This is a genomic window from Thioclava sp. UBA3469 (assembly GCF_002378135.1).
GTDB classification, from domain to species: domain Bacteria; phylum Pseudomonadota; class Alphaproteobacteria; order Rhodobacterales; family Rhodobacteraceae; genus Thioclava; species Thioclava sediminum.
The window spans coordinates 1-9,548 of record NZ_DFRG01000033.1 but is presented as its reverse complement, the minus strand read 5'-3'; the positions used below and the strand labels follow the sequence as shown (position 1 = coordinate 9,548).

Here is a 9,548-nt window from a genome sequence, read left to right as displayed (position 1 = left end):
CCCAGCCTTCGGGCGTGCCAGCCGCGAAGACGCCGAAGCTCAGCGTCACCGATTGCAGTTGTAGCGCGATGTAGGGCGTGGCGGCGGCGACCGACATCAGCGTGACGATAACGCCCAGCGTGTTCGACTTGCCGTAACGACTGGAGATCAGGTCCGCGATCGAGGTCACGCGATGGGTGCGCCCGATCCGCACCAGCTTGCGCAGCACCCACCACCAGCCGACGAAGACCAGCGTCGGACCCAGGTAGATCGTCAGGAATTCCAAACCCGACCGCGCCGCGTAACCGACCGCGCCGTAGAAGGTCCAGGCGGTGCAATAGATCGACAGCGACAGCGTGTAGATCACCGGCGAGCGCAGGAAGCGCAGGCGGCGGCGCTGCGCCCGACGTTCGGCCACGAACGCCACCGAGAAGAGCACGATCACATAGGTCAGGCAGACCGCGACGAGATTATTGAAGGGCATCTCAGCCCTCCGGCGGCGGCGCGTCCGACGCGCGGCTGGCGGTTGCGGCGGCGGTTGGGCCCTCGGCCTCGCCATTGCCTTCTGGCACGTCCTCTGCGTTGAGCACCGGGCCAAGCCCGCGGGAAATGGCGAAAGCCGCGAGGATCAGCACGATCCAGACCGCGAAAAGGTAGAGCCCGCCGCGCCCGGTGTCGGGCACAGGGGTCTGCGCAGGATGCCACAGGCCCGGCATCATGATCAGCACCAGCCCGACAATCGGCAAAAGCCGCGCCGCATCCATCAGGCGGCGGCGGCGATAGGAACGGCGGGCAAGAAAGAGCGGCTGGCCCGTCTGCGGCATCAGGCGGGCTCCCGGCGCGCTGCGCCCCCGCCGGTGATCGCTTCGAGTTGATCGAGCACATCGCCATTGGCAAATGGCTTGGCGAGGAAGGCCGTCGCACCGGCGCGGGTCGCCGCATCGCGGTCGCGCCCCTGCCCCCGTGCGCTGAGCATCAGAACGGGCAAATCGCGCAGCGCGGCATCCGCGCGCATATCGGCAAGGATTTCGAGACCGGACCGCCCCGGCAGCATCAGATCGAGGATGATTGCATCGGGCGGATCGCCGGTGATGCGCGCCATTGCCCGCGCGCCGTCTTCGAGCACCGACACCGTCCAGCCCGCACGCGTCAGGATGAACCGGATCGCTTCCGCGATATGCGGCTCATCCTCGATCAACAGCACCTGTCTTTGCGCCATAGCCATCCCCCTCACCCGACTATCGCCACCGTGTCGCGCCCTGTCAAACCCTCACGCCCTCCCCGCCGACGCATCCGCGACGATCGAGGGTTCGCGCCGCCCCGGACACTCGCCACGCGGACAGATACGGCACGACGCGCCGATCGGGCGCGCCGGCGCATCAGCGCTCTGCGCGGGCGCTGGCAGGATCAGCATGGTGGCGCGCATCAGCACCGGGCCGTCGAACCCCGTCGGGCGCGGCTCGGAGACGGCATAGGTCAGGAAGCGTTGCGACAAGCGCCCCGCCATATCGACCAGCGCCCGGATCGGCTGCATCGGCCGTGCAAGCGCCTCATAGAGCGGCCAGAGCGGACAGGCCGCGGCGAAGCGCGGCAGCAGGAAACCGGCGGCTGCACGGCGGAAGGTCAGCGTGCCCGAGCCGTCGCAGACCACCAACCCCGGTTGCCCAAGCCCCGGCGCGCCCTCTGGCAACGCCGCGAGCCGCCGCAACACCTGCGCGAGCGGCACGGCGAAGCGTGCCGCCAGCGCGCCCGGATCGGGGCCGAGCTCGGCGAGAGCCGCCAGCACCGGGTCCAGCGGCAAGGCGCGCGCATCCTCCGCCTGCCTCTGAAGATGGCCGCGCGCGAGTTCCCGGGCCGCCGAGGACGCCAATTCCGGCGCGCCCGCGATCAGCTCGGCCGGATCGGTCCCGCCTCCCTCCAGTTCCGGGAAATGCCAGCCGCGCGCCTCGAGCCACGCCTCGAGCTGTTCTTGCGGCGAGGACAGGCCGGTCTCGGCGGTTTCCATCTCGTCGAGATAGCCGACCAAAGCCTCCGCCGTTCCCGACAGGCGCAGGCTTTCCTCCTGGATCGTGTTGAGAAACCGCGCGCGCCATTCCGGCTCGATATCCTCGGTCTCGACAAGGATCGCGGCGGTGGAGCGCAGCGAGGTCACCGCCGAGAGCACCTCATGCAGCGAGGTCAGCAGGAACGGGTCCTGCGCCATCCGCTCGGCATAGGTTTCGACCACGCGCTCCAACTCGGCCAGCCGCGCCTGACGGTTCACCAGAAGCGCGGCCCATGCGGGAAAGCGACCGACGAATTCCTCGATGCGGTCGAGATCGGGCACGGCCTGGCTGGCAGTGCCCGCGCCATTGCCGCCACCTGCCTCGGCCAGTTCCAGCGACGCGACCGCTTCGCGCAACCCTGCGAACAACGCCCCTTCCGCCCCCTCGCCCAACGTGACCGGATCGACACCCATCGCGCCTGCGATCCGGTCGATCAGCGCATCGCTGACCCGGCGGCGATTATGCTCGATCAGGTTGAGATAGGCGGCCGAAATGCCGGACGCGCGCGCCAGTTCAGCCTGTTTCAAGCCAAGCGCATTGCGCCGCTCGCGGATGCGGGTGCCGGTCAGCGGGGAACGGGCCATGTAAACTCCTCCTGCACCCGTTTTTACAAACAAGTGCAGAAGAAGAAAATAGTTTTACAGCGGTTTACAGGACCTCAGCAGGATCCCGTTCCAGAGGGCGCGACCGTGGCCATGCCCGATATGCCCCCGACACCCGGCTCGCATTCCCCGATATCGCGTTCAAGCTGCGTACAGCCTGCAAACGCGACCAGCGCGACGAGCGCGGCAAGCTGTGCAGCGGTTGCGAAAAAGCGGTTTTTCATGGCTCTCTCCAATTCTCGGTATGGGACGATTTCCCCATATGTCAATCTACATTGCCGGCCTGTTCGCTCTATGATCGACGTCAATTCCCGGCCCGATTTGACAGCTCCGCCCGATGCGCCATCATCAATGCGGCAGCGCAGCATAGCGCGCGGCAATTCGCGGAGACCCGGATGGAGCCCCAGACGATCGAGACCGAACTGGCAAGTGCCATCGATACGGCGCAGAAATTCCTGCCGGACTGGGCGGTGGCGCTGATCGCCTATGTGATGGCGGCGCTGATCGCGCTGCTGCTGTTTAGGGTGTTGTTCACGGCGCTCAACCGCGCGGTGGCCGATCGCGATCTGTTCTGGCGCTCGCTGGTCGCGCGGGGGGCGCAACCGATGCGGTTGATCCTGCTGATCGCCGCACTTGGCTTTGCGAACGGGCTCGCGCCAGCCAGCGCCGCAGTCACCGGTGCAATCACCCATATTCTGCTGGTCGCGCTGATCCTGTGCCTCGCCTGGATCGCCTATACCGCGCTTTACATCTGGACGACGATCCATCTGCGGCGCTTCAAGCTCGACGCGGAAGACAACCTGCTGGCGCGCAAGCACGTCACCCAGACCCGCATCCTGATGCGTGTGGCCAAAGTGATGATCGTGATCCTCGCGGTCGCAGCCGCCCTGATGACCTTCCCCGCCGTGCGCCAATATGGCGTGTCTCTTTTAGCGGCGGGTGGGGCCGCCGGCATCGTGGTTGGTCTTGCACTGCAGCCGGTGCTCAAGAACCTCTTTGCGGGCATCCAGCTTGCCCTGACACAGCCGATCCGCATCGACGATGCACTGATCGTCGAGGGCGAATGGGGAAATGTCGAAGAAATCACATCGACTTACGTTGTCATCCGCATCTGGAATTGGCGGCGGCTCGTGGTACCCTTGAGCTATTTCATCGAACAACCTTTCCAGAACTGGACCCGCGAAAGCGCCGATCTGATCGGCACCGTCATGATCTATCTCGACCACACGGCCGACGTCGCCGCGATCCGCGCGAAGGCCGAAGAGATCACCCGCGCCGATCCGCTCTGGGACGGTAAGGTCTTCGCCTTGCAGGTGACCGATTTCCGCGAGCGGGTGATGGAGGTGCGCATCCTCGCCTCCGCGCGCAACGGTCCGCGCACCTACGATCTGCGCTGCCATATTCGCGAGGAGCTGGTGGCGTGGATTCAGGCCGAGATGCCGCATGCCCTGCCCCGCACGCGGGCCGATCTGTCGCCAGCGGAGTCTGCATTCCTCGGCACGCCCTCTGGCGAAGCTTCGTCAGCTGACGCGCCCTCCCGCTAAGGGCTCGTTGCAGGCACACTCCAACAGGCCGCCGCGGTTCGCCGCTAATCGAAGGCCCCGAAATGCGCCCCGTAATTCACGGCCCGGTTGGAGCACTTATCCATCGCATCCACGAGCCATTGGCGATCGGGCACAGGTCTGCCGATCAGATGGTGCCCGAGCGCATCTTCGCCCTTCGCGATATTGCCCGCAACATCGCCGCTGAATGTCAGCAGGCGCTTCAGCCAGAAATCCTGCGCCTGCCCGATATATCCCCCGCTTCCGCCGCCCGAGAGCGCACGGACCACGGCGAGGCAATAGGCGGCCTCGATCGGCTGGGTGGGCGTGTCGAAAAGGTAGCTCGGCGGAGCCGCGAACTGGCTTTTCCATGCGAGGTAGAACAGCCCGCCCGCGACGCTGATCACGACGACTGCGTAGAACGCGGTCAGGGCCGGGTGCGTGCGCTGCTGACGCCTGCGAGCCCGTGCGCGGGCGCGCGCACGCTGCGCGGTCATTGATCGATCGGCCATGCGAGTGCCTCCTGCCGCTCAGCAAAGCCGATTCCCCTTAAGAAACCCCGAATATGAAAAAGCCCCCCGGCGCACCGGAGGGCTTCGTGTTTCGCGAGAGTGTCTCTCTTATTCGAGGCCAGCCTTGTCGGTCACATCATGCGTCCAGGCGCCTTCCGGCTTCTTGGTGATGACCGGGTCCGAACCGCCCGACATCAGAACGTCGACCGTGCGCTCGTAATCGGCGGGGTCGAGCGTGCCGTTCGACCCTTCGGTCAGCTTGGAGACTTCTTTCATCATGCCGACTTGGTGCTCCATCGTCTGCGCACCGGTCTCGTCATTGTCGAGAATGATCTGTGCGGCCTCGTCGGGATGCTCCTCGGCGTATTTCCAGCCTTCCATCGAGGCCTTCACGAATTTCGCCATCTTGTCGACGAAGGCCGGGTCCTTGAGGTTCTCTTCGAGCACGTAAAGACCGTCCTCGAGCGTCGCGACGCCTTCGTCTTCGTATTTGAAGGTGACCAGCTGGTCGGGCTGAATGCCCGCTTCGAGCACCTGCAGATACTCGTTATAGGTCATGGTCGAGATACAGGCCGCCTGCTTTTGCAGCAGCGGATCGACGTTGAAGCCCTGCTTGAGCACGGTCACGCCATCGTCGCCGCCTTCGGTCGAGATGCCGAGATGGTTCATCCAGCTCAGGAACGGGTATTCATTGCCGAAGAACCACACGCCCAGCGTATGGCCGGGGAAGTCCTCGGGGGTCTTGATGCCGCTTTCCTTGAGGCAGGTCAGCATCATGCCCGACTTCTTGAAGGGCTGGGCGATGTTCACGAGCGGCAGCCCTTTCTCGCGGGCCGCCAGCGCCGCCGGCATCCAGTCGACGATGACATCGGCGCCACCGCCTGCGATCACCTGTTCGGGCCCGATATCGGGGCCGCCCGGCTTGATGGTCACGTCGAGGCCCGCATCCTCGTAGAAGCCTTTGTCGAGCGCGACATAATAGCCCGCGAACTGGGCCTGCGTGACCCATTTCAGCTGCAGCGTCACGTCCTCGTTGGCCCAAGCGGCCCCCGCCATGGTGAGGCTTGCGGCCACCCCTGCGATCAGTTTCTTCATCTTTCACTCCACTGTTGGCCCCGGATCTTTACGCCCGGGATTTTAGGTTTTTCTCAGGCTCTTCCTTGCCCTTACGTCCGGGCCCGTTGCGACGGGTGCCAGAAAGTCACCAGCTTCTCGATCAGGGCGACAAGCCCATAGAAGCCCGAGCCCGCGAGGGCCGCAACGGTAATTTCCGACCACACGAGCGGCAGATCAAGCTGCCCCACCGCGGTCGAGATGCGAAAGCCCATTCCTTTCGTCGGGCTGCCGAAAAATTCGGCAACGATCGCACCGATCAAAGCCAGTGTCGTCGCGATCTTCAACCCATTGAAGAGAAACGGCATCGCCGCTGGCAGGCGCATCTTGAAAAGCCCCTGCCAATAGCTTGCGGAATAGGTCGCCATCAGGTCGCGCTGAAGCGCATTCGTGGCCGCCAGACCCGCCACCATGTTCACGAGGACGGGGAAGAAGACCATGACCACGACGACCGCCGCTTTCGACTGCCAGTCGAAGCCGAACCACATCACGAGGATCGGCGCGATCCCGACGATCGGCAGGGCCGCGACGAAGTTCCCGATCGGCAGCAGTCCCCGTTGCAGGAAGGGCGAGCGGTCGATCAGGATCGCCACCACCACCGCCGCGCCGCAGCCGATGATATAGCCCGACAGCGCGCCTTTCAGGATCGTCTGCACGAAATCCTCGCGCAGCACATCGGTCGAGGCCATCAGGCTCGCCGCGATCTGGCTTGGCGCGGGCAGGATCACCGGGCTGATATTCAGCCCACGAACCAGACCTTCCCACAGAAGCAGAAGGGTGATGCCGAACAAGGCCGGGATCAGGAAACGCGCCCAACGCTCCGAGCCGTGATGGCGCGCAAGCCAAGTATTGAGCGCCCAGGCCGCCAGCCAGAAGACGATTGCGAAAATAAGCCAGCTCATTGCACCATCCCCATCCGCTTGAGCGTGATTTGTTCGATGATGCCGACCACCACCACGAGGATCGCCGCGAGCGCTGCCGCTGCGAACAGAGCGGACCAGATCTGCACCGTCTGCCCGTAATAGCTGCCCGACAGAGGCCGCGCGCCAAGCCCGCGGGTCGCGCCCGCCGGCAGTTCAGCGACGATGGTGCCGACGAGGCTCGCGGCCACGCCCACTTTCAGCGAGGCGAAGAGATACGGCATTGACGACGGCAGCCGCAGCTTCCAGAAGGTCGCGCCTTGGCTCGCATTATAGGTCTTCAGCAGATCGAGCTGCATGTGATCGGGCGCTCGCAAACCCTTCACCATGCCGACGAGCACGGGGAAGAAGCTCAGGTAAGCCGCAATGATCGCCTTGGGCAGCAGCCCGGTGATCCCGAGGCTCGCCAGCACCACGATCACCATCGGCGCGATGGCGAGGATCGGGATCGTCTGGCTCGCGATCGCCCAGGGCATCACGCTCAGATCCATCGCCCGGCTATGGGTGATCCCCACCGCCAGCAGAATGCCCAGACCGGTGCCCAGCGCGAAGCCCGCAAGCGTCGCAGACAGCGTGATCCAGCCATGGAAGACAAGGCTGCGCTTGGAGGTGATCTTCTGCCCGGCCACACCTTCCCATAACCCGACAGCCACCTGATGCGGGGCGGGCAGAACGGGGCGTTTCTGGGTCAGCGTGTCGGTGACAAGCTCGGAGAATGTGACCTCTTCACCGGCGCGTGCGGCCTGATCGTAGGTCCATTGCGAGTTCATCCAGACGGTCGCGGCGTACCAAAGCAGCAAGATCGCGGCCAGAACTGTCAGAACGGGTGCGATCATCTTCATGAGACCGCCCTCCCCTTCGGTTTGGCCGAACGCGCTTTTGGCAAGGCCCAGAGCGGCGCGCAGGCTCGCCCGGTCCGGGTGTCGGTCATGCGGTCATTCATCATAGGCATGCCCCGCCCGAAGCCCCTCGCGCACCCGGTGCGCGATCTGCAGGAATTCCTCGCTGTCGCGGATGTCGAGCGGGCGCGGCCCTTTCGGCAACGTGCTCTCGATGACTTCGTGGATGCGGCCCGGACGGGGCGACATCACCACGATCTTGGTCGACAGATAGACCGCTTCCGGGATCGAGTGGGTTACGAAACCGATCGTCTTGTTGGTGGCCGACCAGAGCTTGAGAAGCTCTTCGTTGAGCTTGTCGCGCACGATCTCGTCGAGCGCGCCGAAAGGTTCGTCCATCAGCAGGATCTCGGCGTCGAAGGCCAGCGCCCGCGCGATCGAGGCGCGCTGCTGCATGCCGCCCGAAAGCTGCCAGGGGAACTTCTTCCCGAAGCCTTCGAGGTCGACCAGCGAAAGCACTTTTTCAACACGCTCTTGCTGCTGCGCCTTGGAATAACCCATGATTTCCAGCGGAAGTTTCACATTTCCCGCAATCGTGCGCCAAGGGTAAAGACCTGCCGCCTGAAACACATAGCCGTAGCTTCGCGCCTTGCGGGCTTCTTCCGGCGAGATGCCGTTCACGGTCAGCGAGCCGCCCGTGGGCGTCTCCAGTGCCGCGATGCACCGCAGGAAGGTCGTCTTGCCGCAGCCCGAGGGGCCGATGAAGCTCACGAATTCGCCCTTCTCGATATCGAGATCGATATCTTTCAGCGCGTGAACCGAACCGTCCCCCGTCTGGAAAGTCAGATTGAGCCCGCGGGCCTGAATTACCGGTGCTGCCGTCATCCGCGCCTCCACAGGGTTTTATCCGCAATCTCGACGCTGTTGCCCGCCGGGTCGCGCAGGTAGATCGACCGCGCCCCGTTCGGCCAATAGAAGTCGGCCTCAATCTCTACGTTGTTGTCCCTCAAATGTCGTTCCCATTCGTTGAGTTGTTCCGCGTCCGCCGCGAGGCATACATGCCCCGGTCCGACCGCGCCATGCGGTGGAACCGGCAGCGCCGCCTCCGGGTCGGGTGGCTGCTGCGTGGCCTGAGCGATGAAGGTCAGGATCACGCTATCGCCACAGCGGAAAAAGACATGCCGCCCGTCGCGACGGGTTAGCCGCTCGAGCCCCAGCAGCCCGCCGTAGAAGGCTTCGGTCGCGTCGAGATCCTCGACATAGACCGCAGCCTCCAAAACGCCGGAACTGACCGGGGCCGCCATTGCGCCTTATACCCCGGTCGCCGGGATACCGCTGCGTTCGACCGGACGCGGCGCGGTGAGCTCTTTCCAGGTGGACAGAGCCTTGGTCACCGGCATGCCCGGATCGCGGGCGACGAATTCGCCGTGGCCCTCGGGCGTCTGTATCTTGCCATCGGCCCAGGCGACGACACCGCGGCTGAGCGTGTAGCGCGGCAGCCCCTTGACCTCTTTGCCCTCGAAGACGTTGTAATCGATGGCAGATTGCTGGGTCTTGGCCGAGATCGTCTTGGTCGCTTCCGGATCCCAGACCACGAGATCGGCATCCGCGCCGACCAGAACCGCGCCCTTCTTCGGATAGACGTTGAGGATCTTCGCGATGTTGGTCGAGGTCACCGCCACGAATTCGTTCATCGTAATCCGGCCCGTCTCGACCCCATAGGTCCAGAGCATCGGCATCCGGTCTTCCAGACCGCCGGTGCCGTTCGGGATCTTGGTGAAATCGCCCACGCCGTAGCGCTTCTGTTCCGTCGTGAACGCGCAATGGTCGGTCGCGACCACCTGCAGCGATCCGGACGCCAGGCCCGCCCACAGCGAATCCTGGTGCTGCTTGTTGCGGAAGGGCGGGCTCATCACGCGCCGCGCGGCATGGTCCCAGTCCGGGTTGGCGTACTCGCTCTCGTCCAGAAGAAGATGCTGGATCAACGGTTCGCCATA

Annotated in this window: 13 protein-coding genes; 1 reads left to right on the top strand and 12 read right to left on the bottom strand. The window is 64.6% G+C overall.

The genetic code is table 11. The annotated features are described in order from the left end of the window. The 5 genes from B3D39_RS02625 to B3D39_RS02605 all read right to left on the bottom strand — a co-directional run. A partial coding sequence (locus tag B3D39_RS02625) for a sodium:solute symporter family transporter (RefSeq protein ID WP_414717960.1) occupies positions 1-463 on the bottom strand: 463 nt, incomplete at its 3' end. Position 464: 1 nt separating this feature from the next. Then, positions 465-803, bottom strand: a complete 339-nt coding sequence (locus B3D39_RS02620) for a hypothetical protein (RefSeq protein ID WP_246831820.1) — start codon at positions 801-803, stop codon at positions 465-467. Further along, a complete protein-coding gene (locus tag B3D39_RS02615; RefSeq protein WP_075774383.1) occupies positions 803-1,198 on the bottom strand; it encodes a response regulator transcription factor in 396 nt (131 codons plus the stop codon). The genes B3D39_RS02620 and B3D39_RS02615 overlap by 1 nt, the downstream gene beginning before the upstream one ends. Before the next feature lie 51 nt (positions 1,199-1,249). Then, complete coding sequence (locus B3D39_RS02610; protein WP_274962676.1) at positions 1,250-2,608, bottom strand: short-chain fatty acyl-CoA regulator family protein; 1,359 nt, start codon at positions 2,606-2,608, stop codon at positions 1,250-1,252. Between the two features lie 74 nt (positions 2,609-2,682). Then, positions 2,683-2,850, bottom strand: coding sequence for a hypothetical protein (locus B3D39_RS02605; RefSeq protein ID WP_165756911.1), 168 nt, complete (start codon positions 2,848-2,850; stop codon positions 2,683-2,685). 171 nt (positions 2,851-3,021) lie between these two features. Here B3D39_RS02605 and B3D39_RS02600 point away from each other — a divergent pair, with 171 nt between their 5' ends. Then, positions 3,022-4,170 (top strand): mechanosensitive ion channel family protein, encoded by a 1,149-nt coding sequence (locus B3D39_RS02600; protein WP_274962677.1) that lies wholly within the window; start codon positions 3,022-3,024, stop codon positions 4,168-4,170. 44 nt (positions 4,171-4,214) lie between these two features. On the opposite strand, the gene B3D39_RS02595 is transcribed toward B3D39_RS02600, so the two are convergent. The 7 genes from B3D39_RS02595 to B3D39_RS02565 form a co-directional block, all read right to left on the bottom strand. Next, entirely contained in the window at positions 4,215-4,679 is a 465-nt protein-coding gene (locus B3D39_RS02595; protein ID WP_143594663.1) for a hypothetical protein, read from the bottom strand. A 108-nt stretch (positions 4,680-4,787) separates the two neighbouring features. After that, complete coding sequence (locus B3D39_RS02590) at positions 4,788-5,774, bottom strand: ABC transporter substrate-binding protein (protein ID WP_274962678.1); 987 nt, start codon at positions 5,772-5,774, stop codon at positions 4,788-4,790. Positions 5,775-5,845: 71 nt separating this feature from the next. Continuing rightward, a complete protein-coding gene (locus B3D39_RS02585) occupies positions 5,846-6,694 on the bottom strand; it encodes an ABC transporter permease (protein WP_078519524.1) in 849 nt (282 codons plus the stop codon). After that, on the bottom strand, positions 6,691-7,554 hold the full coding sequence (locus B3D39_RS02580) for an ABC transporter permease (RefSeq protein ID WP_286789350.1): 864 nt from the start codon (positions 7,552-7,554) through the stop codon (positions 6,691-6,693). The genes B3D39_RS02585 and B3D39_RS02580 overlap by 4 nt, the downstream gene beginning before the upstream one ends. A 93-nt stretch (positions 7,555-7,647) precedes the next feature. Further along, positions 7,648-8,436: an ABC transporter ATP-binding protein gene (locus B3D39_RS02575; RefSeq protein ID WP_078546451.1), complete on the bottom strand. Its 789-nt coding sequence runs from the start codon at positions 8,434-8,436 to the stop codon at positions 7,648-7,650. Beyond that, positions 8,433-8,855 (bottom strand): VOC family protein, encoded by a 423-nt coding sequence (locus B3D39_RS02570; protein WP_078599377.1) that lies wholly within the window; start codon positions 8,853-8,855, stop codon positions 8,433-8,435. The genes B3D39_RS02575 and B3D39_RS02570 overlap by 4 nt, the downstream gene beginning before the upstream one ends. A 6-nt stretch (positions 8,856-8,861) precedes the next feature. Continuing rightward, on the bottom strand, positions 8,862-9,548 hold a 687-nt coding region (locus B3D39_RS02565; protein WP_286789349.1), incomplete at its 5' end, for an amidohydrolase family protein.

Bases quoted from the DNA above. Each gene is read 5' to 3' on its own strand.
- B3D39_RS02570 (WP_078599377.1), bottom strand. From the start codon at position 8,855: ATGGCGGCCCCGGTCAGTTCCGGCGTTTTGGAGGCTGCGGTCTATGTC.
- B3D39_RS02615 (WP_075774383.1), bottom strand. From the start codon at position 1,198: ATGGCGCAAAGACAGGTGCTGTTGATCGAGGATGAGCCGCATATCGCG.
- B3D39_RS02595 (WP_143594663.1), bottom strand. From the start codon at position 4,679: ATGGCCGATCGATCAATGACCGCGCAGCGTGCGCGCGCCCGCGCACGG.
- B3D39_RS02575 (WP_078546451.1), bottom strand. From the start codon at position 8,436: ATGACGGCAGCACCGGTAATTCAGGCCCGCGGGCTCAATCTGACTTTC.
- B3D39_RS02590 (WP_274962678.1), bottom strand. From the start codon at position 5,774: ATGAAGAAACTGATCGCAGGGGTGGCCGCAAGCCTCACCATGGCGGGG.
- B3D39_RS02605 (WP_165756911.1), bottom strand. From the start codon at position 2,850: ATGAAAAACCGCTTTTTCGCAACCGCTGCACAGCTTGCCGCGCTCGTC.
- B3D39_RS02580 (WP_286789350.1), bottom strand. From the start codon at position 7,554: ATGAAGATGATCGCACCCGTTCTGACAGTTCTGGCCGCGATCTTGCTG.
- B3D39_RS02600 (WP_274962677.1), top strand. From the start codon at position 3,022: ATGGAGCCCCAGACGATCGAGACCGAACTGGCAAGTGCCATCGATACG.
- B3D39_RS02610 (WP_274962676.1), bottom strand. From the start codon at position 2,608: ATGGCCCGTTCCCCGCTGACCGGCACCCGCATCCGCGAGCGGCGCAAT.
- B3D39_RS02585 (WP_078519524.1), bottom strand. From the start codon at position 6,694: ATGAGCTGGCTTATTTTCGCAATCGTCTTCTGGCTGGCGGCCTGGGCG.
- B3D39_RS02620 (WP_246831820.1), bottom strand. From the start codon at position 803: ATGCCGCAGACGGGCCAGCCGCTCTTTCTTGCCCGCCGTTCCTATCGC.